Annotated in this window: 20 protein-coding genes and 1 tRNA gene; 9 read left to right on the plus strand and 12 right to left on the minus strand. The window is 74.1% G+C overall.

The genetic code is table 11. From position 1 onward, the window contains the following. The first annotated feature begins 2 nt into the window (after window positions 1-2). On the plus strand, window positions 3-179 hold the full coding sequence (locus ABD665_RS21665) for an ABC transporter ATP-binding protein C-terminal domain-containing protein (RefSeq protein WP_425562134.1): 177 nt from the start codon (window positions 3-5) through the stop codon (window positions 177-179). Continuing rightward, window positions 176-952: an ABC transporter ATP-binding protein gene (locus tag ABD665_RS07990; RefSeq protein ID WP_344741736.1), complete on the plus strand. Its 777-nt coding sequence runs from the start codon at window positions 176-178 to the stop codon at window positions 950-952. Before ABD665_RS21665 ends, ABD665_RS07990 begins: the two co-directional genes overlap by 4 nt. A 201-nt stretch (window positions 953-1,153) precedes the next feature. Here ABD665_RS07990 and ABD665_RS07995 read toward each other — a convergent pair whose 3' ends face one another. Together ABD665_RS07995 and ABD665_RS08000 are read right to left on the minus strand one after the other, a co-directional pair. After that, on the minus strand, window positions 1,154-2,521 hold the full coding sequence (locus ABD665_RS07995) for an NAD(P)-binding domain-containing protein (protein ID WP_204911451.1): 1,368 nt from the start codon (window positions 2,519-2,521) through the stop codon (window positions 1,154-1,156). A gap of 45 nt (window positions 2,522-2,566) precedes the next feature. Next, complete coding sequence (locus tag ABD665_RS08000) at window positions 2,567-3,277, minus strand: SDR family NAD(P)-dependent oxidoreductase (RefSeq protein WP_344741738.1); 711 nt, start codon at window positions 3,275-3,277, stop codon at window positions 2,567-2,569. Window positions 3,278-3,522: 245 nt separating this feature from the next. On the opposite strand from ABD665_RS08000, the gene ABD665_RS08005 reads away from it, so the two are divergent. After that, window positions 3,523-3,681, plus strand: coding sequence for a hypothetical protein (locus tag ABD665_RS08005; RefSeq protein WP_204911450.1), 159 nt, complete (start codon window positions 3,523-3,525; stop codon window positions 3,679-3,681). Window positions 3,682-3,856: 175 nt separating this feature from the next. Here the strand turns inward: ABD665_RS08005 and ABD665_RS08010 are convergent, their stop codons facing one another. From ABD665_RS08010 to ABD665_RS08020, 3 genes are all read right to left on the minus strand, one after another. Further along, complete coding sequence (locus ABD665_RS08010; protein ID WP_344741741.1) at window positions 3,857-4,456, minus strand: ANTAR domain-containing response regulator; 600 nt, start codon at window positions 4,454-4,456, stop codon at window positions 3,857-3,859. A 76-nt stretch (window positions 4,457-4,532) separates the two neighbouring features. Further along, a tRNA-Leu gene (locus ABD665_RS08015) sits at window positions 4,533-4,619 on the minus strand. A 53-nt stretch (window positions 4,620-4,672) separates the two neighbouring features. Next, entirely contained in the window at window positions 4,673-6,073 is a 1,401-nt protein-coding gene (locus tag ABD665_RS08020) for an MFS transporter (RefSeq protein WP_344741744.1), read from the minus strand. 121 nt (window positions 6,074-6,194) lie between these two features. Here ABD665_RS08020 and ABD665_RS08025 point away from each other — a divergent pair, with 121 nt between their 5' ends. Then, the gene (locus ABD665_RS08025) at window positions 6,195-6,929 is read left to right on the plus strand and encodes a TetR/AcrR family transcriptional regulator C-terminal domain-containing protein (protein ID WP_204911448.1); all 735 of its coding nucleotides are present in this window, start codon (window positions 6,195-6,197) and stop codon (window positions 6,927-6,929) included. A gap of 24 nt (window positions 6,930-6,953) precedes the next feature. On the opposite strand, the gene solA is transcribed toward ABD665_RS08025, so the two are convergent. Together solA and ABD665_RS08035 are read right to left on the minus strand one after the other, a co-directional pair. Further along, window positions 6,954-8,132 carry an N-methyl-L-tryptophan oxidase gene (solA, locus tag ABD665_RS08030; protein WP_344741746.1) on the minus strand — a complete coding sequence of 393 codons (1,179 nt, stop codon included), beginning with the start codon at window positions 8,130-8,132 and terminating at the stop codon, window positions 6,954-6,956. Continuing rightward, complete coding sequence (locus ABD665_RS08035) at window positions 8,129-9,217, minus strand: proline racemase family protein (RefSeq protein ID WP_204911447.1); 1,089 nt, start codon at window positions 9,215-9,217, stop codon at window positions 8,129-8,131. The genes solA and ABD665_RS08035 overlap by 4 nt, the downstream gene beginning before the upstream one ends. A gap of 77 nt (window positions 9,218-9,294) precedes the next feature. Between ABD665_RS08035 and ABD665_RS08040 the strand changes: the two genes are divergently transcribed. From ABD665_RS08040 to ABD665_RS08050, 3 genes are all read left to right on the plus strand, one after another. Further along, entirely contained in the window at window positions 9,295-10,509 is a 1,215-nt protein-coding gene (locus ABD665_RS08040; protein WP_204911446.1) for an MFS transporter, read from the plus strand. Between the two features lie 5 nt (window positions 10,510-10,514). Continuing rightward, window positions 10,515-11,456 carry an ornithine cyclodeaminase family protein gene (locus ABD665_RS08045; RefSeq protein WP_204911445.1) on the plus strand — a complete coding sequence of 314 codons (942 nt, stop codon included), beginning with the start codon at window positions 10,515-10,517 and terminating at the stop codon, window positions 11,454-11,456. 87 nt (window positions 11,457-11,543) lie between these two features. After that, the gene (locus ABD665_RS08050; RefSeq protein ID WP_344741750.1) at window positions 11,544-12,908 is read left to right on the plus strand and encodes an aspartate aminotransferase family protein; all 1,365 of its coding nucleotides are present in this window, start codon (window positions 11,544-11,546) and stop codon (window positions 12,906-12,908) included. A 117-nt stretch (window positions 12,909-13,025) separates the two neighbouring features. Here the strand turns inward: ABD665_RS08050 and ABD665_RS08055 are convergent, their stop codons facing one another. Next, window positions 13,026-15,080: an FAD-dependent oxidoreductase gene (locus ABD665_RS08055; protein ID WP_204911444.1), complete on the minus strand. Its 2,055-nt coding sequence runs from the start codon at window positions 15,078-15,080 to the stop codon at window positions 13,026-13,028. An 86-nt stretch (window positions 15,081-15,166) separates the two neighbouring features. Here ABD665_RS08055 and ABD665_RS08060 point away from each other — a divergent pair, with 86 nt between their 5' ends. Next, complete coding sequence (locus ABD665_RS08060; RefSeq protein ID WP_204911443.1) at window positions 15,167-15,850, plus strand: FCD domain-containing protein; 684 nt, start codon at window positions 15,167-15,169, stop codon at window positions 15,848-15,850. Here the strand turns inward: ABD665_RS08060 and ABD665_RS08065 are convergent. From ABD665_RS08065 to ABD665_RS08075, 3 genes are all read right to left on the minus strand, one after another. Next, window positions 15,777-17,132: a HupE/UreJ family protein gene (locus tag ABD665_RS08065; protein WP_204911442.1), complete on the minus strand. Its 1,356-nt coding sequence runs from the start codon at window positions 17,130-17,132 to the stop codon at window positions 15,777-15,779. The two genes, ABD665_RS08060 and ABD665_RS08065, sit on opposite strands and share 74 nt — an antisense overlap. Then, window positions 17,132-18,382 carry a DUF3500 domain-containing protein gene (locus tag ABD665_RS08070; RefSeq protein ID WP_204911441.1) on the minus strand — a complete coding sequence of 417 codons (1,251 nt, stop codon included), beginning with the start codon at window positions 18,380-18,382 and terminating at the stop codon, window positions 17,132-17,134. The genes ABD665_RS08065 and ABD665_RS08070 overlap by 1 nt, the downstream gene beginning before the upstream one ends. A gap of 86 nt (window positions 18,383-18,468) precedes the next feature. Further along, window positions 18,469-18,858 (minus strand): hypothetical protein, encoded by a 390-nt coding sequence (locus ABD665_RS08075; RefSeq protein ID WP_204911440.1) that lies wholly within the window; start codon window positions 18,856-18,858, stop codon window positions 18,469-18,471. Between the two features lie 155 nt (window positions 18,859-19,013). Between ABD665_RS08075 and ABD665_RS08080 the strand changes: the two genes are divergently transcribed. Beyond that, window positions 19,014-19,940 (plus strand): helix-turn-helix domain-containing protein, encoded by a 927-nt coding sequence (locus ABD665_RS08080; protein ID WP_204911439.1) that lies wholly within the window; start codon window positions 19,014-19,016, stop codon window positions 19,938-19,940. 28 nt (window positions 19,941-19,968) lie between these two features. Here ABD665_RS08080 and ABD665_RS08085 read toward each other — a convergent pair whose 3' ends face one another. Next, a complete protein-coding gene (locus ABD665_RS08085) occupies window positions 19,969-21,363 on the minus strand; it encodes a threonine/serine exporter family protein (protein ID WP_204911438.1) in 1,395 nt (464 codons plus the stop codon). Window positions 21,364-21,367 lie beyond the last annotated feature (4 nt).

Genomic DNA, 21,367 nt, shown 5'->3' on the forward strand with positions numbered 1-21,367 from the left:
CCATGATCGCCCAGGGCACGCCGGACGACATCCGGAACAACCAGCAGGTGATCGAGGCCTACCTGGGCAAGACCGGCACGCGGGAGGGCAAGCGCCTCCCCAAGCCCGGTGCGAACGACGAGGTGGCTCCGGCGGCCCACGCGGCGGCCCTCGGGACCACGAACGGGGAGCAGGCATGAGCGCCGACGTCCAGGAGTCCACCGCGGGTCAGCCCGCCCGGGCCCGGGGCGCGGGCAAGGAGGTCATCCTCCAGCTCGACGACCTGAGCGTCAGCTACGGCAACATCGCGGCGGTCCAGAACCTCTCGATGACCGTCTACGCCGGCGAGATCGTCACCCTCATCGGCTCGAACGGCGCGGGCAAGTCGACGACGCTGCGCACGATCTCGGGCCTGCTGCGGCCCAAGAGCGGCGACGTGGTCTACGAGGGCAAGAAGATCAACGGCATCCCCGGCCACGACGTGGTCAAGCTCGGGATCAGCCAGTCCCCCGAGGGCCGCAAGATCTTCCAGCGGATGACCGTGTCGGAGAACCTCGACCTCGGCGCGTACACCCGCAAGGACACGGCCAAGATCGCGGAGGACCGCGAGAACGTGCTGGAGCTGTTCCCGCGGCTGCGGGAGCGGATCAACCAGAAGGCCGGGACGATGTCCGGCGGCGAGCAGCAGATGCTCGCGGTGGCCCGGGCGCTGCTCGGCGACCCGCGGCTGCTGCTGCTCGACGAGCCCTCCATGGGGCTGGCCCCGGTCCTGGTCGACGTGATCTTCGAGACGATCGAGAAGATCCGTTCCCAGGGCGTGACCGTCCTGCTCGTCGAGCAGAACGCGCTCGCGGCCCTGGAGATCGCGGACTACGCGTACGTGCTCGAGTCCGGTCGCCTGAACCTCGAGGGCGACGCGGACAAGCTGCTCGACGACCCGTCGGTCACCGCCGCCTACCTCGGCGGTCACTGACACCAGGCGCAAGGACGAACGCCCGGGAGCTGCTGCTCCCGGGCGTTCGTGCGTCCGGCCGACCTCGCTCCCCCACCCCTCGTGACCACTGGTCGCTGCGGACCCGCGACGAGCCGGACAGGACCACCGGAACGACCACTGTTCGGGCTGTCTCGGGGCGCGCGGCGTCGAAGAAGGTCGGCCCGGCTGCGCCCGGAAGGCTCAGGCGGGGGCGACGGCCTCGTCGTAGCTGCCCAGCTCGGGCACGGGTTCATGGGGCGGGTGCGGCGGCTCGGGGTCGAGGCGGGCGCCCAGCCGGCTCGCCAGCCGACGTACGAGACCGCGGGTGGCCTCCATCTGCGCCTCCCATTCGGGGCGGATCATGTCGATCCGCCGCTCGAACGGCTGCTCGGACTCCAGCTCCGCCGCCAGCGAGGTGTCCAGGCCCTGCTCCCACAGCTCGGCCATGGCGAGCGCGAGCGCGGACTGCACGGGGTAGAGCGCGATCTGCGGCCCGCGCGGCGCGGCCAGCCCGATCAGGTAGAGCCGGTCGAGCCCCGCGGGGACGATGCCCCCGCCGGTGCGCAGCGGCACCCCGCCGACGCGCTGCAGCAGCGTGTCGTCGAGGAACGGCAGCGTCGGGTGGAAGCCCGTCGCCCACAGGATCGTGTCGTACTCCCGCGCCGTCCCGTCGGTGAAGTGCACGGTACGGCCCTCGAACCGCTCGATGCCCGGCACGACGGTGACGCGACCGTGCTGGATCCAGTAGAGGAGGAGCTCGTTGACCACCGGGGCGCCCTCGGCGAGCGTGCGGTGCGCGGGTTCCGGGAGCCCCGGGTAGTTCTCCCAGGTCCCCTTGCTGACCCGGATGAGCAGCCGGGCGAGGAGGTCCTGCTCCTCGAAGGTGAAGCCCTTGAGGAAGGTGAGCTCGGAGCGCGGCACGCCGAAGAACGTCTTGGGCTGGAAGATGTGGCCCGAGCGGACGCAGATCGACGTCTCCAGCCGGTGCTGCGCGGCGTCGACGGCGAGGTCGCAGCCGGAGTTGCCGGAGCCCACGACCAGCACCCGCGTCCCCTCGACGTCGGCGGTGCCCGTGTAGGAGCCGGAGTGCAGCTGGCGGCCGGTGAACTCCCCCGGCACCTCCGGGACCCGCTGGTCGTGCAGGTGCCCGTTCGCGACGAACACCCCGTCGTACGCCCGCTGCCGCCCGTCCGAGGTCGTCACCAGCCAGCCGGCCGAGCCGGTGGAACCCTCGGTCGCGACGGGCACGACGGACTCGACGCGGACCCCGAAGGTGATCCGGTCGTGCAGGTCGTGGGCGTCGGCGTACGCGACGAGGTAGGCGGTCACCTGGTCGCGCGACGGGAAGAGCGGGTAGTCGGCCGGCATCGGGAAGCCGGCGTAGCCCGTCACGTCGCGGGAGGTGATGAGGTGCAGGGCCTCGTAGTCGGTGTTCCAGTGGCCGCCGACCCGGTCGGTCGCCTCGACGCAGTCGACCTGCCGCCCGCTCGCGAGCAGGGTCTGCAGGGCCGCGAGCCCGGCCGCTCCGGCGCCGATGACGCAGTAGGTGGGGGTCGTCCCGGTGATCATCAGGGTGTCTCTCTCGTCGTCGTGCGGGAGCGGTCGGGCGGGGGTTCAGCGGATGAGGCTGCCGCCGCTGATCACGAGGGTCTCGCCGGTGACGTACGCGCCCCCGCCGGCGAGCTGGGCCACCCAGTGGGCGACCTCGGAGGGTTGGGCGACGCGACGCAGGGGGATGGTCCGCGCCGCGCCCTCCATCCGACCGGTCGCCGCGTTCCCCGGGGTGTCGACCCAGCCCGGCGCCACACCGTTGACCGTGATGTCGGGAGCGAGCTCGACCGCGAGCGAACGGGTCAGGGCACTGACGGCGGCCTTGGAGGCGCTGTAGACCAGCTGGCCCTCGGAGACGGCGATCGCGTCGACGGAGGAGAAGTTCACGATGCCGCCCCCGCCGGCGGCCCGGAGCAGCGGGACGGTCGCGCGGCAGACGTTGAGGACGCCGAGGACGTTGACGCCGAAGACCCGGTGGAAGAGCTCGTCGGTGTAGTCGTCGAGCGTGCTGGGCGGGTAGATGCCCGCTGCGTTCACGACGACCTTCAGGGCCAGGCCCTCGGCCGCTGCGGCGATCGCCGCGGTCAGCGCGGGCCCGTCCGTCACGTCCGCGACCACCGGGACGAAGCGCTCCCCCAGGTCGGCCGCGGCCACCTCCAGCGCCACGCCCGAGGCGTCGAGCGCCAGCACCGTCCAGCCGTCGTCGAGGTAGCGCCGGGCGGTCGCGAGACCCATCCCGCTGCCCGCACCGGTCACCAGCGCCGCGTTCGTCACGGTTCCAGCCTGGCGGAACCCAGGCCTCCGGTAAAGCGGCAATCAGGGAGGCCAGGTCAAGGACAGGGCTTGACCGGCGCAGGTCCCTTCCGGGCCAGCAGGAACGCCTGGGGGTCCTCCTCGGGGTGCCGCCCTGACCGGACCAGGCGGCACTTCCCGTCCGCTCCCCCTGGCCACCGGGTCCCGACCCTCGGCCACCCGCCGACCGCCGAGAACCTGTCCACCGAAGCCCTACGATCGACGGCATGGCACAGGTCGGGGCGGTCGTACGGCGGGACGAGGACTTCGGGGTGGTCACGAGCGTCGACGACCACAAGTTCGACGTGGTCGAGGTCGAGTGGGACGACGGCACCAAGCAGTGGGTGAAGGTCGCCGACGTGGAGTGGATCGTCTCGCACGAGTGACGCCACGGGTCGTCGTCGGGTCGCGCTGCGCCGCGGCCCGAAGGTGAACCGGACTTCCGTCTCGCCGTCCGGACCCAGCGCCTCGTAGCGCTCACGCGCCACGGGCGCCGCCGTGCTGCAGCCCGGTCCTGGACACGGCCCTTGCGGGCCTGTGCCCGCGGCCCCAGGGCCCGGGCTACTTCTTCTTCGCCCCGCCCGCGCCGTGCTCGATCACGCCGTCGGCGACCTCGCGCATCGACTTGCGCAGGTCCATCGCCGTCTTCTGGATCCAGCGGAACGCCTCCGGCTCGGTGAGCCCGAGGCCGGTCTGCAGCATGCCCTTGGCCCGGTCGACGGCCTTGCGCGACTCGAGGCGCTCGGTGAGGTCGGTGACCTCGGCCTCGACCGCGGTGATCTCCGCGAACCGCGCCCGCGCGATCTCGATCGCCGGGATGAGGTCGGCCTTGCCGAACGGCTTGACCACGTACGCCATCGCGCCGGCCTGGCGGGCCCGGTCGACGAGCTCGCGCTGGCTGAAGGCCGTCAGCATCACGACCGGGGCGATCCGGTCCGTGGCGATGCGCTCGGCCGCGCTGATGCCGTCGAGCTTGGGCATCTTGACGTCCATGACGACGAGGTCGGGGCGCAGCTGCGTCGTGAGCTCCACGGCGGCCTCTCCGTCACCGGCCTGGCCGACGACGTCGTAGCCCTCCTCCGTCAGCATCTCGACCAGGTCGAGGCGGATGAGGGCCTCGTCCTCGGCCACGACGACGCGGGTGGCTGCGCTCTCCGACACTGGAGCTTCTCCGTTTGTCACGGCGACACTCTAACGAGCGGATGTTACGGAAACTGCCGTGCACGACAGACCTGGCTGGTGCCGAGGAGGGGATTCGAACCCCCAAGTCCTTGTGGGACAGACGGGTTTGAGCCGTCCGCGTATGCCATTCCGCCACCTCGGCCGCACCCACCGGCCTCCGCCAGTTTCCCACAGCCCGCCCGCGGCCCGGTCGGCTCAGCCCGTGGGCGTCGTCCCGCGCGTGCGGAGCGCCGCCCACAGGACGAGGACCGCGGCCAGGACGGTGAGGGTCGCGGCGGCGAGGGTGGTCGCCGTACGGAAGTCGGCCCGCTGCGCCACGGTCCAGGCTCCGGAGGCGAGGTCCCCGGTGAACAGCGCGGCGAGGAACGTGCCGCCCACCGCGACGCCGACCGCCGAGGCGACCTGGGAGCCCGTGTCGACGAGGGCGGCGCCGACGGAGGTGCGGTCCTCCGGGAGCCCGCCGAGGACGTTCATCCCGGCGACGACGCCGACCACCCGAAGCCCGGCCGCGACGAGCACGAGCGAGAGGGCGACCCAGGCGTACGAGCCGGTGCCGAACGCGGCGTAGACGGCGAGGCCGGCCACGACCGCGACGGAGCTGGTCCAGGCCGCCCGCCCGAGCCCGACCCGCCGCACGAACGGCCCCACGAACGCGGAGCCGGCGACGAGGACGGCCACCTGCGGGAGCAGGCCGACCGCCGCGTGCGCGGGCGACCAGCCCCGGTCCAGCTGGAGCTGCAGCGTCACCAGGTAGCCGAGCCCCGCGACCGCCAGCCCGGCCGCCGCCTTGTAGGCGAGGCCGCCGGACACGAGCGGCCGCGCGACGAGCGCCAGGTCGAGCATCGGGTGCTCAGCCGTGCGTTCGCGGCGGACGAAGAGCACCGCGCCGACCACGGCCGCGACGACCGCGGCCCACGCCGACCACGACCGCGCTCCCCCCTCGACGAACAGGCTCGGGACGACCAGCACGAGCACGATCGTGGCCGTGGCCAGCACTCCCCCGGCGACGTCGGCCGGTGCGCGGTGCCGTTCCGACGCGCGGTCCGGGGCGACACCGAGGCGGATGCCGACGATCGCGAGGGCGGCGATCGGGACGTTCACCAGCAGCAGGACCTGCCACGGCGCGACCGCGAGCACGAAGCCGCCGGTCGCCGGTCCGACCGCGAGCCCGACCAGGCCCACCGTCGAGATCAGGGTGATGGCGCGGACGCGCAGCCCCTCGTCGTCGAACAGCCGGAACGCCAGCGCCATCGAGCCCGGCGTCGTCATCGCGGCGGCGAGGCCCATGACCGCCCGGACGGCCACGAGCTCGCCGGCGTTCGTCACGAACGCGGTCGCGAGGCTCGCGAGGCCGAGGAGCAGCAGGCCGACGACCATCACCCGCCGGCGTCCGACGCGGTCGGCGACCGCGCCGAGCACGAGCATGAGCCCGCCGAGCACGACGGCGTACGCGTTGGTCACCCACGACAGCGCGAGGGTCGAGGCGTGCAGCTCGCGGCCGATTGTCGGCAGCGCGACGTTGAGGATCGAGCTGTCGAGCATCTCGAAGAGGAAGACGGCGGAGAGACCGGTCAGGGCCAGCCACGCCTCGCGCATGGACCGGGGCGGCTGATGCGACCGGAGGACCTGCCGGGTCGGGTGGATCATCACGAACACCGTTCTACCACGAACGATGTTCGTTTGTAGAACGCCGTTCGACATCGGCTAGGCTCGACGCATGGCTCCCACCCCGGCCCAGCGGCGCGCGGCGCGGCACACGCCCGGCGACGAGGTCGCCCCCCGGACACCACCGCGCGAGGACGCGGCGGCCGGCCGTCGTCCGCTCACCGTCGCCCGGGTGACGGAGACGGCGCTGACGATGGTCGCGCGGGACGGCTACGAGGCGCTGACGATGCGGCGGCTGGCGGCCGAGCTCGGGACGGGGGCCGCGTCGCTCTACGCGCACGTGGTCAACAAGGAGGACCTGGACGAGCTGCTCATCGGCGCCCTGAGCGCGCAGGTCCGGCTGCCCGAGCCCGACCCGGAGCGGTGGCGCGAGCAGGTCGTCGACGTCTGCACGCAGCTGCGCGACCTCTACCTGGCCCACCCCGGGATCTCGCGGGCGGCGCTGGCCGCCGCCCCGTCCGACCGGGACACCCTGCGGCTGGCCGAGGGCCTGCTCGCCCTCCTGGTCACGGGCGGCACCGACCCGCAGGCGGCCGCCTGGGGCATCGACGCCCTCGTGCTCTACGTCGGCGCCTACTGCCTGGAGATCGCCGCGTACGAGCGGCGCCGGCGCAGCCCCGAGGACGGCTGGGTCGTCGGCCGGGAGGAGCTGCTCGACCGGTTCGCGGCGCTGCCCGGCACGTTCCCCTACACGAAGCGCTACGCGGCCGAGCTGACCTCCGGCCGGGGCCACCAGCGCTTCGACTTCGCCCTCGGCCTGCTGCTCGACGGCCTGGCCGCGGCCTGAGCGCGCGACCGACCGCGCCCGCGGTCAGGCCGGGACGCGCAGGCCCGGGCGCGAGGGGTCGAAGAGGCTGATGTCGTGCGCGGTCCGGCCGTTCGCGACGAGGTCGGCGAGGACCTCCCCGATCACGGGGACGAACTTGAACCCGTGGCCGGAGCAGACCGACGCCACCGTGACCTGCGGCCGGTCGGGCAGCGCCCCGACGACGAAGTCGTGGTCCGGGCTGGTGGTGTAGAGGCAGGTCAGAGCCTTGACCAGGGGTCCGGTGAGGTGCGGGAAGAGCTGGCGCGCCCGCTCGCGGGTGGCCTCGGTCTCGACCTCGGTGACCGTCCGGTCGACCGCGTCGGGGTCGGCCCGCGCGAACGTGTTGAAGAAGGCCAGCTTGAGCCCGCCGGCCGGCCCGTCGACCATCGGGAAGCCGTAGATGTCGCGGTTGTGGTCGGTCTCCTCGATGTAGACCGGCAGCTGGTCGCTCGTCCACGCGGCGTACGGGACGACGCTGAAGTCGGGCGTGAACCAGCAGACGACCTGGCGCTCGACGCGCAGGTCCAGCCCGAGGTCCGCGAGCAGCCCGGGCGCCCACGCGCCCGCCGCGACGACCAGGCGGTCGGCGCCGTACGTGCCCCGGTCGGTCACGACCTCGACGCCGCCGGCGGGCGTCGCGCGCCAGGAGCGGACCGGCTCGTCGTAGCGGAGCTCGGCACCGTGCCGGGCCGCGAGGTCGAGGTTGGCGAGGATCGTCTCCTCCGGCCGAACGAAGCCGGCGTTGTCCTCGTAGAGGCCGAGGGCGTGGTCGGCGGGGTCCATCGCCGGGAAGCGGGCCCGGATCTGCTCGGCGTCCAGCACCTCGTGCGGGAGCCCGTGCGTCTCGGCGGAGAGGCGGGCGCCCGAGAAGATCTTGGAGTCCGGGTCGCCGACGTAGAGGCCGCCGCAGAGCGTCATGATCTGCCGGCCGCTGGCCTCCTCGAGCTCGCGCCAGCCCTCGTACGCGCGGCGCAGCAGGGGCACGTACGCGGGCCCCTCGAAGTAGGACTGCCGGACGATCCGGGTCTCGCCGTGACCGGAGCCCTGGTCGTGGGCGGGCCAGAAGCGTTCGAGGCCGAGGACGGAGAGGCCGCGGGCGGCGAGCTGGTGCGCCGCCGCCGACCCCATCGACCCGAGCCCGAGGACGATGACGTCGTGGTGCCCGCCGGTGGTCCCGCTCACGCGCCGGCCTCCTCGGCGGCGGCGGTCAGGCGGGCCGCGAGCGGTGACGGCGGCGCCGCGCCCCAGGTGTCGGCGAGCGTGTAGCCCGAGGGGAAGGGGTCGCTCGGGTCGACGCCGACCTGGCAGAGCTGGGTGATCCAGGCCTGCCCCGCCACGCTGGGCACGACGGCCGGGACGCCGCCCACCGTCGTGAGCTCCTCGATCCGGCTGTCGAAGCGGGACCCGATGATCGAGGTGTGGACGAAGTTCTCGCCCGGGGTGACGAGGCCGCGGGCGTGCAGCACGGCGAGCCGCGCCGACGTGCCGGTGCCGCAGGGTGAGCGGTCCAGGCGGCCGGGGCTGACGACGACCGCGTTGCGCGCGGTGAGCTCGCCCTCCGGCGTCCGGCCCAGCGGCCCCGTGAACTCGAAGTTCGTGATCCCCGGGAACTCGGGGTGCACCGGGTGGACGGCGGGCAGCTGGTCCGCGGCGGCGAGCTTGATCGCCTCGCCGACGACGCACAGGTCGCGGCCCTCGTCGGGCGTCAGGCCGAAGCCGAGCGAGGCCGCGTCGAGCAGCACGTACGCCATCCCGCCCCAGGCGACGTCGACCGTCACGGTGCCGAGGCCGGGCACCTCGACCGGCGCGTCGAGGTGGTAGACGAAGGCCGGCTGGTTGGTGAACCGCACCGAGGTGACCTTGCCGTCGGCGCACGTGCACTCGACGCGGATCAGGCCGGCGGCGGACTCGAGCGTGAGGTGCGTGACCGGCTCGATCATCGGCAGCATGCCGGTCTCGAGCAGCGCGGTCGTGACGCAGATGGTGTTGCTGCCCGACATCACCGGGTACTCGGTCGACTCGGCGATCACGTAGCCGAGCTGGGCCTCCGGGTGCCGCGACGGGAGCACGAAGTCGGCGCTGTGGATGACCCCGCCGCGCGGCTCCTGCAGCAGGCGGAGGCGGAGCTCGTCGCGCTGCTCGCTCAGGTAGGCGCGCTTGTCGAACATCGTCTCGCCGGGGACGTCGCCGACCCCGCCGGTGACCACGCGGGCGTTCTCGCCCCCGCAGTGCACGTCCACCACGTTGAGCACCTGGCTCCAGCGCATCCTCGTCCTCCGGCTCGGGGCGTCTCGTCGTCCGCCGTGATCGGACGCTAGCCGAACGGGTCGGCCAGACTGCAGCGGTGACCACGGCCGCCGCCCCTCCCGCGCGCGGGCTGTCCACGCTGGTCCTCGCGGTCAGCCTGCTCGTGGTCGCCGCGAACCTCCGCCCCACCCTCACCGCGCTCGGCCCCGTCATCACCCTCGTCGGCGCCGGCACCGGTCTCAGCCCGGCGGCGCTGGGGGTGCTCGGTTCCGTGCCGCTGCTGGCCTTCGCGGCGGTGTCGCCCTTCGTGCAGCTGCTGAGCCGGCGCTGGGGGCCGGACCACACCGTCTTCGGGGCGACGATCGTCATGCTCTCCGCCACCGTCGTCCGCTCGCTGCCCGGAGCGCCCGGGTCCTCGCTGACGCTCTGGGCGGGCACGATCGCCCTGGGCGCGGGCATCGCCGTGTGCAACGTGCTGGTCCCCGCCCTGGTCAAGCGGGACTTCCCGCGCGAGGTTCCGCTGATGACCGGCGCCTACACCGCCACCCTCAGCCTCTCCGCGGCCCTGGCCTCGGGCCTGGCCCTGCCGATCGCCGAGCGCGGCGGCTGGCGGCTGGGGATCGGCACGTGGGCGCTCGTCGGGGTGCTCGTGCTGGTGACCTGGTGGCCCCGGCTCCGCGGGCACGACCGGGACGTCGCCGTGCCCGGCCCGACCGTAGGCGCGCCGCCGCGTTCCGGGGCGTCGGTGTGGCGGTCGCCGCTGGCGTGGCAGGTGACGGCGTTCATGGGGACGCAGGCGATCTTCTTCTACCTGATGGTCACGTGGCTGCCGAGCATCGAGGTGGCCCGCGGCGTCACCCCGGTCCGGGCCGGCTGGGACCTGTTCCTCTTCCAGGTCACGGGCATCGCCGGCGGCCTGCTCGTCTCGCTGGCCATGCGCGGCCGCCGCGACCACCGCCTCGCCGGCGTCGGCGTGAGCGTCGGGATGGCCGTGTCCATGCTCGGCCTGCTGCTCCTGCCCGGGCTCGACGCGCTCTGGCTCGTGGTGGCCGGCCTCTGCAGCGGGGCGTCGCTCGTCGTGGCGCTGACCTTCGTGGCGGAGCGGAGCCGCACCACGGCCGACGCCGCCGGGCTCTCGGGGATGGTCCAGAGCGTCGGCTACCTGCTCGGGATCATCGGGCCGATCGGGGCGGGCGCGCTGTTCCAGGCCACCGGCGGCTGGGCCACGACGCTCGTCGCCGTGATCGGCGTGAACCTCGTCCAGCTCGTCGTCTCGCTGTTCGCGGGCCGCGACGCGTACGTGGAAAGGTGACGCCCGTGACGCTCCCCCACCTCGATGCCGCCGCCGTCCTCGCCCTCGGCCCGGCCGGTGCGGCCGACGCGATGCAGCAGGCCCTTCGCGAGGGTCTCGATCCGTCGGAGGGCGTCGCGCGGTCGTTCGTCGACGTGCCGGCGGGCGAGCTCATCGTCATGCCCGCCGCGGGCGCCCGCCACGTCGGCGTGAAGCTCGTCGGCGTCGCCCCCGGAAACGCCGCCCGCGGCCTCCCCCGCATCGGCGCCGTCTACGTCCTCTTCGACGCGGAGACGATGCAGCCGGTCGCCACCCTCGACGGCACCGCGCTCACCACCCTGCGGACCCCCGCGACCAGCATCGTCGGGCTCCGGCCGTGGCTGCGCCGGGCCGAGGGACCGCAGCAGGTCGTCGTCTTCGGCGCCGGTCCGCAGGGCGTCGGGCACGTCGACGCGCTCGCCGCCGAGGTCGCCCTCGGCGCGGTCACCTTCGTGGTCCGTACGCCCGCCCGCGTGACCCTGCCGGCCGACGGCCCCGCGGCTGGGGCTGCGGTCCTCGCCACCGACGACCCCCGGGTCGCCGACGCGCTCCGCTCGGCGGACGTCGTGGTCTGCGCGACCACGGCCCGTACGCCGGTCTTCGACTCCTCGCTGCTCGGCGACGACGTCCTCGTCGCCGCGGTCGGCTCGCACGAGGCCGAGGCGGCCGAGGTCGACGTGGCGTTCGCCGGGTCGGCCACGGTCGTGGTCGAGGACGTGGCCACCGCGCTGCGCGAGTGCGGCGACGTCGTCCAGGCCGCCGCCGCGGGCGTGGTCGCGGAGGCCGACCTGGTCCCGCTGGCCGCCGTGGCCCGCGGGGACGTCGCGGTGACGGGCGGGCGCGTGCTGTTCAAGGGCAGCGGCATGGCCTGGCAGGACCTGGTCGTGGCCGAGGCCGTGCTCGACCACGCCGGTGCGCCTTCCCAATAGCGGTCGACCCACCAGCGGTCGTCGCACGGGTGAAACCTGCGCGGTGAGAGACTGACGGCGTCCGACGCCGAGCCCTCAGGAGCACCCGTGACCACCTTCGCCGAGACGACCGACGCCCAGCTGACGGACGCGGCGGAGGACAGCTCCAGCGGTCCCTCGAACGCCGAGGTCAGCGCGGCCGACGCGTCGGTCGTCTTCCACTCCTGGTCCAAGCAGGGCGGGCTCAAGCCGCTGCCGCTCGCGGGCGGCCGGGGCACCACGGTGTGGGACCACGACGGCAACCACTACCTCGACTTCTCCGGGCAGCTCGTGTTCACGAACATGGGCCACCAGCACCCCAAGATCATCGCCGGCATCACCGAGCAGCTGTCCAAGATCACGACCGTCGCCCCCGCGCACGGGAACGCGACCCGCGCCGAGGCCGCCCGTCTGATCCTGCAGCGCGCCCCCGAGGGCTTCGAGAAGGTCTTCTTCACCGCCGGCGGGGCCGACGCCAACGAGAACGCCATCCGGATGGCGCGCCTGGTCACCGGGCGCAACAAGGTCCTCTCGCGCTACCGCTCGTACCACGGCAACACCGGCTCGGCCATCGTCGCGACGGGCGACTGGCGCCGCATCCCCAACGAGTACGCGACCGGCCACGTGCACTTCTTCGGGCCGTTCCTCTACCGCAGCGAGTTCTGGGCGGGCAGCGAGGCCGAGGAGTGCGCCCGCGCGCTGCACCACCTCGAGCGGACCGTCCAGGCCGAGGGCCCCGAGAGCATCGCCGCGATCCTGCTGGAGTCGGTCCCCGGGACCGCCGGGATCATGGTCCCGCCGCCCGGCTACCTGTCCGGCGTCCGCGCGCTCTGCGACCGCTACGGGATCCTCCTGATCCTCGACGAGGTGATGGCGGGCTTCGGGCGTACGGGCGAGTGGTTCGCGCTCGACGCGCACGACGTCCGCCCCGACCTGATCACCTTCGCCAAGGGCGTCAACTCCGGCTACGTGCCCGTCGGCGGCGTGATCATCTCCTCCGAGATCGCGCACGCCTTCGACGACCGCATCTTCCCCGGTGGCCTGACCTACTCCGGCCACCCGCTGGCCGCGGCGAGCATCGTCGCGACGCAGAAGGCGATGGCCGAGGAGGGCGCGGTCGAGAACGCCAAGCGCGTCGGGCGGGACCTCCTCGCCCCCGGGCTGGCCGCGCTGGCGGAGAAGCACGAGGTCATCGGCGAGGTCCGCGGGACCGGCGTCTTCTGGGCCCTGGAGCTCGTCGCCGACCGCGGGACCCGCGAGCCGCTCCCTGCGGCCACGGTCGCCGGCCTCAAGTCCGACATCATCGGCCGGGGCATGCTGCCCTTCGCGGTGGACAACCGGATCCACGTCGTCCCGCCGCTCAACGTGAGCGACGACGAGGTCGCGCAGGCGCTGGAGATCTACGACGAGGCCTTCACCGCCTTCCGCCCCTGACCCCAGACCCCCTGACCACCCGCGCGAGCGGTACGCCTTCCCGGTCCTGAGAGCCTCCGGACCGGGAAGAGGTACCGCTCGCGGGTCGGGCGTACCGCTCGGGGCGTACGAGGGGGGCTAGCCGGCGCCGACCAGGGCCGGCGGCTGGGCGGAGACCTCGGGCTTGAGCCAGGCGGCGCCGGCGCGGGCACCTTCCGCGGCGGCGTCGAGCAGGTTCCGGGGGGCGAGCGCGTCGCCGACCTTGACGATCTCCAGGTCCGGCGCCGCGGCGGCGAGCCGGCCGCTGAGGGCGTCGGCGGAGCGGCGTACGCCGGCCAGCGCGACCAGGTCGACGCGACCGGCCGGGCGGGAGAGGTCGGACTCGAGGTCCACCAGCGTCCAGGACGTGGCGTCGTGCTCCGGCGACACCGAGTCGACCAGCTCCACGCCGGCGAGCTTGAGCCGGCGGCGGACCCACCAGACCTGCGTGGGGTCCACCTCGACGGCCACGGAGCTGAGGCTGGTGACGATGCGCACGGTCCAGCCGGCGGCCGCTAGTGCCTCGGCGGCGGTCGGCGCGACGAACCCGCCCTCGTCGTCCACGACCAGAGCGACGGCACCGGGCTCCGGGGGTTCCGGGGTGCGGGCCACGACGCTGTCGGCGTCGACCACGGTGGACGGGGCACCGGCCACCCAGGACGGCCAGCGTGGGGCGGAGCCGGACGCGATGACGACGGAGTCGGGCTCGAGCGCCAGCACGTCGTCGACCGTCGGCGCCGTGCGCAGCCGGACGTCCACGCCGGTCCGCTCCAGCCGCTCGACGAGCCAGTCCAGGTAGAGGCCCCAGCGCTCCCGGCCGGGACGGCGGCCGGCGAGCTCGGCCCGGCCGCCGATCCGGTCGCCCTGCTCGAACAGGACCACGCTGCTCCCCCGCTCGGCCGCGCGGAAGGCGGCCTCGGCGCCGGCCACGCCGCCACCGACCACGACGACCCGGCGGTGCACGGGCAGCTCGCTACCGACGCCGAGGTCGACCTCGGGCTCGCGGATGCCCGGGTTCACCGAGCACCACATGGGCCGGCCCAGGTAGAGGCGGCCGATGCAGCCCTCGTTGAGGCTGATGCAGGGCCGCGGGGTGTGGCCGGCCGCGTACGTGCGCGGCAGGTCCGGGTCGGCGATGAGCGCGCGGGTCATGGCCACGAGGTCCACGCCGTCGCGGACCAGGGCCTCCTCGGCGTGGTCGGCGTCGAGGATGCGACCGGCGACGAGGGTGGCCACGCCGGTCGCGCGGCGCAGGCGGCCGGCGTGCGGGCCGTTCACGTTCTCGGGCAGCGCGTCGCCGGGCACGAAGACCGAGCTGCTGCGGACGGTGTAGCCGGTCCCCCCGGACACGCTCAGGAGGTCGACCGCGCCGCCGGCCGTCAGGCCCTGGGCGACCTCGACGAGCTCGGCGTCGGTGAGGCCCGCGCCCTCGAGGAGGCCGTGGTAGGCCGACATCCGGAACCCCACGAGGAAGTCCTCGCTCGTCCACGCGCGCACCGCGGCGAGGACCTCGCGACCGAACCGCAGCCGGTTCTCGAAGCTGCCGCCGTAGCGGTCGGTGCGGTCGTTGACGTAGGGGTCGTAGAACTGCTCGATGAGGTGGCCGCCGTGGGAGGTGACCTCGGCGCCGTCCCAGCCGAGCTCCATCAGCCGACGCGCGGCGTGGCCGAAGCGGTCGACGAGCACGGCGATCTCGGCCTCGTTGAGCACCGCCGGGACCTCGCGGTGCACGCCCTCCGGCAGGTCCGAGGCGGCCTTGAGCGCCACGCCCGAGAAGACCGAGTTCGCGCGGCGGCCCATGTGGGTCATCTGCGACATGATCAGCCCGCCGTGCTCGTGGACCCGGTCGGCCAGCTGGCGCAGCAGGACGTCGTTGCGGGGGTCCCACAGCGAGATCGACCCGTACGAGGCCGCGCTCTCGGGGTCGACCGAAGCCGACCCGAACGTCATGACCAGCCCGACGCCTCCCGCCGCCTTGCGCACGTGGTAGTCGACCTCCGCCTGGGTGAGCAGCCCGTCGTGGCCCCAGCCGGTCGAGTGCGGGGTCGAGGTGATGCGGTTGCGGACCGACTTCCCCCGCAGCCGGAACGGCGAGAAGAGGGTCGGCCAGCGCAGTGCGCCCGGGGAGCCGGGGAAGGTGTCGTGGACGGTCATCAGCGGGCTCCTCGGACGGCGACGGTGCTCCGGATCCTAGATGTGATCACATATCAGAAGCAAGTGCCGTCGAGTACGCTGCCGGGGTGACCCTGGCCCCCCTCGGCGAACCCTCGCTGCTCACCGACCGGGTCTACGCGGCGATCCGCGAGGGCATCCGCAACGGTGAGTTCCCCGCGGGCTCGCGCCTGCGGCTGCGCGACCTCGCCGCCCAGCTCGGCACCAGCCCGATGCCCGTCCGCGAGGCGATCGGGCGCCTGGAGCAGAACGGCCTCGTCGTCCGGGTCCCCCACCGCGGCGCCGTGGTCGCCGACCTCACGCCCGTCGAGCTGGCGCACGTCTACGCCACGCGGCTGCTGCTCGAGGTCGAGGCGACCCGCCTGGGCTGCGCGGCGGTCCGTGCGCCCGACCTGGCCGCGATGCGGACCGCGTACGGGCGGATGGTCGACGCCGTGGCGGCCGGGCGCGTCGCCGAGGCCCTCGACCACGACGAGGAGCTGCTGACCGCGCTCTACGCCGCCGGCGGCAACCCGGTGCTGGTCGGTCTGGTCGAGGACCTCTGGCAGCGCTGCCGCGCCTTCAAGCTGCTCGGCGCCGACGCGGCCGACTCGTTCGCCCCGGAGGCGGGCGCCTGGTCGACGCAGCGCCGGCTGCTCGAGGCCGTCGAGGCGCGCGACGTCGACGCGGCCGTGGCCGTCACCCGGGAGTCGCTGGAGTCGTCGCAGCGGCGGATCCGGACGATGCTGGCCGACGCGGAGGACCCGCGCTGACGGCTCGTGCGGACCGCAGGACCACCAGGGCCGCGACCCAGAGCACGGCGACGACCGGCAGCGCGACCGTCCCGAGCCCGTCGGCCAGGTCGGCGACGGGGTTCGTCAGGCCGAGCCGCGCGAGCACCCACCCGACGGCGGCCACCCCGACCAGCACGGCCGCGGCCGTCCGCCCCTCCCGGTAGCGCCCGTCCCGGGCGAGCAGGACCAGCGGGGGCAGGACGAGGGCGACCACGACGAGCTGCATGAGCTCGATGCCGAGGTTGAAGCCGAGCAGCGAGAGCACGAGCCGGGCGCCCGAGAGGTCGAGCTCGCGCAGCGTCGCGGAGAAGGCCAGCCCGTGGACCAGGCCGAAGGCCGCGGCGACCACCGCCTCCCGCCCGGCGAAGACCGGCCGCACCGCGTGCACGGCGGCGACGAGGATGCTCACCGCGATGAGCACCTCCACGGCCCGCTGCGGCGCGGGGACGCCGAGAGCGCCCAGTGCCAGCGTGACCGAGTGCCCGAGCGTGAAGGCGAGGGTGGTGCGGGCGATGCGCGCCACGGCCCGCCGCGCCGGGACCGGGCCGCCCCAGCGCCGCCCGGCCAGCAGCAGCGGGGCCGGGAGCAGCAGCGTGAGCAGGAACAGCTGGTGGTCGGTGCCCTCGGCGATGTGCGTGATCCCGAGCCGCACCATGCTCGTGAACCCCCGCAGGTCGCTGCCCGCACCGAGGTCCACGTGGAGCGGCTCCACCGTGCCCGTGACGGTGTCGCGGACGACCGTGCCCACCTCGTACGGGGCCGCGACCTGCCCGCTCGACCAGTCCGAGGCGACCGTGACGATCACGGTGTGGGTGGCCACCCGGGCGACCACGGCGTCGTAGCCGAGGTCGAACGACCGGACGCCGGCCCCGGCGGGCGGCGTCAGGGTCAGCAGCACGTGGACCTCGCGGTAGAGACCAGTCGTCCTGGCGTCCCCGGCGCCCGTGACCGTGGGGGCCGCCGCCGTGACCGACCAGGCCCGGCCGTCGTCGCTGGTGGGCCGCACGTGCGCCAGCAGGTAGGCGTCGATCGCCGCGGCCTGCGCGTCCACCGCCGTCTCGGAGGCGTCGCCGAGGTCGAGGCCGGCGGCCGCCTCGAGGTCGCTGACCGGTACGGAGACCTCGGCCTCCACGGTGCTGGCACCCACCGCCAGCCGCACGGTCGACGTCGGCAGCACGTGGGCGGAGGCGGACCCGGTGCCGAGGACGAGCAGCCCCAGCACGAGGGCCACCGCCGCGAGCGCGCGCGCGAGGACCCGCATCAGCTCTGCGTGCCGCCGTAGTCGGTGGTGCGGTCGCGCCACACCGAGTGCGGGTGGTTCCCGGGGAGCACGATGCCGTGCTGCATCGAGAACTCGATCCACACCGAGGGGCCGTCGATCCGGACGTAGTCGTCCTGCTCGGTGAGCGCCGTCGTGCCCGCGTACGCCACGTGGGTGTCGTCGAGCTCGCCCTCGTACCGCGCGAGGATCGTCTTCGCGTCGGCGTCCGCGACGTCGTCGACGTACGACGCGATCGCGGCGAGCACGAGCTCGCGCTGGGCCGTCGACAGGTCGGAGCCCGGCACGCCGGCCTTCGTGGTCGGGAAGGCCCAGTCCTTGCCCGGGGTGAGCACGAGGTCCGTGAACGTGTCGCTCAGCTCGGCCGAGGCCAGCTGCGCCGTGCTCAGGCCGGCCAGCAGGGCCGTGAACGCCGCCTCCTTCACCTTCATCGGCTGGTTGGTCCGGCCGTTCAGGTCGAAGGGGTCGTTCGGCTCGATGCCGCGGAAGGACGGCGTCGCGCCGGCCAGCTTCCCGTCCGTGTACGTGTTCGCGACCGCGAGGTGGTGCCCGCCGAACTGCAGCTCCCAGGTCCCCGTGTCCTGCGGGCTGCCGAGCAGCGCGACGTAGAAGTTCTTCCGTCCGTAGTCGTCACCGCCGCCGTCCGCCGCCAGCTGGTCGTCGGCGTTCAGGTGCTGCTCGATCTCGTCGTAGCCCGTGCCCGTGCCGCTGCCCGTCGCGGCCTTCAGCATCGTCGTGAACGCCGCGAGCTGGTCCTCGCTCAGGTCGCCGAGGCTGACGCCGAGGCGGCTCTGACCCCCACCCCCGCCTCCGGACCCGCCCGGCGCGGCTCCCCCCGGCGCACCGGAGGGTGCCCCGCTGGGAGCGGCACCGCTGGGCATGCCCGTCCGGCCGCCTCCGCCCGCACCTCCGCCTCCGCCTCCGATGAGGCCCTGGGGGAGGTTCGACCAGCGCTCCGCGTTCGCGAGGCTGTAGTCCTGCAGCACGGTCGTCTGCTGCTCGGCGCCGAGGGTGCGGTAGAAGGCCTGGGCCAGCGCGGCGACGCTGCCCGCGGCCGCGGGCCCGGTGGCGACGGCCGTGGCGGCGGCGCCGGCGGTGGTCGCGCTCGAGGCGCTGCCGGAGCTGGTCGAGGTGCCGCAGGCCGCCGCCACCCCGGCGACCGCGACGGGCACGGTGCCGAGGAACCAGCGCCGGGAGAGCGGGCGTGTTCTCAGGGAGTTCTTGGTGTCCATGGCGAGGACCGTACGGACCGGAGCCTGGTCAGAGCCCCCGTCCGACCTGTACGCCTGCTGTGAGCCCGGAACACGAGGGACATCGCTCAGGCCGCGTTCAGGCCCGGGACGACGTCATGGCGCTGCTCCACGTGCAGGGCGTGGGGTTCGTGGCCGAGCTGGCGGAGCACGACCATCGCCGTCAGGGCGCAGGTCCAGACGTCCTGGCCGGGCACGGTGAGCAGCACGGTCGACCGTCCCGGGCCCACCGTCGCGAGGCGGGGGTCGAGGTCCTGCAGGCTGCCGCTCACGTCCGGGCCGAGCTCGTCGCGCAGGCTCGTGCGCAGGTCCTCGAGGCTGGCGCCCGCCACCAGCTCGACGCGCACCTCGAAGGCCCGCACGCGCGTAGCCACGGACGGTTCCGGCAGGTCGGCCGAGGCCGTGCCGACCGACCGACCGGCCGTGGGCCACCGGTTCAGCACCGTGTCGTCCACCATCTCGTCCCCTCGACGTCGCCCGACGACCGTCGTCCGGTTCCCGCAGCCTAGGAACTCGGGACCTCGCGGATCTAGCGGCGCAACGGGCCAGAACTGATACTTTCGTGCATACCTCGGGCCTGTCCGGGCGACCGTACGCACGCAGGAGGCCAGTCGTGGCCGACAGACCACCCCCCGTCCGGAGCGCGGTCGAGGGGCGCCGCCTGGTGGACCGCCGCCCGCCGCTCGAGCTCGTCCCCACCACGCCCGGCCTGTCGGCCCGCTGGCACGTCCACGACTACCCCGGCCCGTACTGCCGCTGGCACTACCACCCCGAGCACGAGATCCACCTGATCCGGCGCAGCACGGGGACCGCGATCGTCGGCGACCACGTCGGCCGCTTCGTGCCGGGCCACCTCGTCCTCGTCGGGTCGAACCTCCCCCACCACTGGATCAGCGACACCGAGGACGGGCAGGACATCGTCGGGCGGGACGTGGTGCTCCAGCTCCACCCGGACTGGTTCGACGCCTGCCAGCGGCTGCTCCCCGAGCTCGGCTCCGTCCGCGGGGTCTTCGAGCGCGCGGCCCGCGGGCTGGAGTTCACGGGCGGCACCGCCGAGCAGGCCGCCGTCGAGCTGCTGGCCGTCGGGCGCACGACCGGGACCCGCCGCATCGGGCACCTGCTCGAGCTGCTCCGGCTGCTCGAGGAGGCGGGCGAGGACGAGGCCCACCCGCTGGCGAGCCCGTGGACGCCGGCGCTGGACGGGGCCCGGGCCTCCGACCTCGTCGACCGCACCCTGACCTACATCTTCAGCCGGGTCGACGGCGACGTCCGCCTGACCGACGCCGCCGCCATGGTCGGGCTGTCGGCGTCGGGCTTCTCGCGGTCCTTCCAGCGGGCGAGCGGGCAGACGTTCACCGACACCGTCCGCAAGCTCCGGCTGACCCACGCCTGCCGGCTGCTCGAGCAGACGGACCTGCCCGTCGCGGTCGTGTGCCAGCAGGTCGGCTACCGGAACCTGTCGAACTTCAACCGCCAGTTCCGCGCCGAGCACACGCTCACGCCGCGGGACTACAGGCGAAGCACCCGGCAGGCCCGGTAGGGCACGACGTCCCCCGCACCGGTCCCGGCTAGACCCGCCGCAGGATCCGGCGGCGTACGGGCTGGCCGATGAGCTCGGCGACGAGCACGGCGGCGGCGATCGCCAGACCGCGGGCCGACGCGGAGACCAGGCTCACGAGCCCGTCGGTGGTCTGGCCGGTGCTGAGCTCGAGGAGGCCGGTGTAGAGCGTCAGGCCCGGCAGCAGCGACAGGATCCCCGGCACCACGACCATCATCGGCAGGGCGCGCTGCGCGTTGGCCAGGACGTAGCCGCTGAGCCCGACCACGAACGCCGCGAGCGCGTAGCCGGGCACCCCGACCACTCCCGCGGCCTGGACGAGCGAGAGGACGAGCATGCCGAGGGCGCCGGACAAGGCCGCGGCGGGCAGCAGCCGGTACGGGATGTAGTAGGTGACCGCGGCGGCCGTCGCGGCCACGGCGGCGGAGGCGACCCGCACGGGCAGCGCGTCCAGCCCGAGCAGGTCCGGGTCGACCGACATGTCCACGCCGAAGGCCCGGCTCAGGCTCAGCCCGAGGGCGACGCCGCCGACCAGCCCGGACACGACGAGCAGCACCTCGGAGACCCGCGCCGTCCCGGTCACGAGGTAGCCGCTGATGGCGTCGCGGACGCCGTTGACGAGCGTGCCGCCCGGGAGCAGCACCACGATGCTGCCCGCCACGACGAGCGACGGCGTCTGCTGCGCGCCGATCACCGTCGTCACCGCCGCGGCCATGGTCGCGACCAGCCCGGCGACGACGTTGAGGTAGAAGGCCGGGACGCGGTGGCGCCCCAGCCAGCGCCCGATCAGGTCGATGAGCATGGCGACCGCGGCCACGACGACGGCACCCTTCCAGGTGCCGCCGAGCTGGGCCACGATCGCGCCGGCGAGCACACCGCGGGCGAGCGTGACCGCGTTGGGGCCGTACGGGTGCGGCCGGTCCTCGATGGTCTTCAGGCGGTCGAAGGCGGCGGCACGGTCCAGCTTGCCGGCGCCCAGGGCGATGAGCAGCTGGTGGACGTCGGCCAGGCGCGAGTGGTCGTCGCTGCGCTGGCGGACGACGCTGACCGACGTCAACGGCGGCAGTCCGGGGTCCGGACGGACCGAGACGACGATCGAGGTGAAGGTGACGTCCACCTCCGGGCTCGGGAGCCCCATGGCCAGCGCGGCGGACCGGATCGACGCCTCGACGTCCTCCATGGAGGCGCCGCGGGCGAGCATCACCGCGCCGATCCGGTGCGCGAAGTCGAACGAGCGCTGCTGCTCGTCGTCGACCGGGGCGGGCAGCGGACGGCGCACGTCCCACAGGTCGAGGGGCGGCACGCCGTGGACCAGGGTCGGCGGGTCGTCGTCGGCCCACACCCGGTTGACCTGCTGGCGGACGCGCCGCCAGCGCTGCCCGCCGGGCTCCTGCTCCCAGGTCATGACC

Source organism: Microlunatus spumicola (assembly GCF_039536445.1).
Classification (GTDB): Bacteria; Actinomycetota; Actinomycetes; order Propionibacteriales; family Propionibacteriaceae; genus Microlunatus; species Microlunatus spumicola.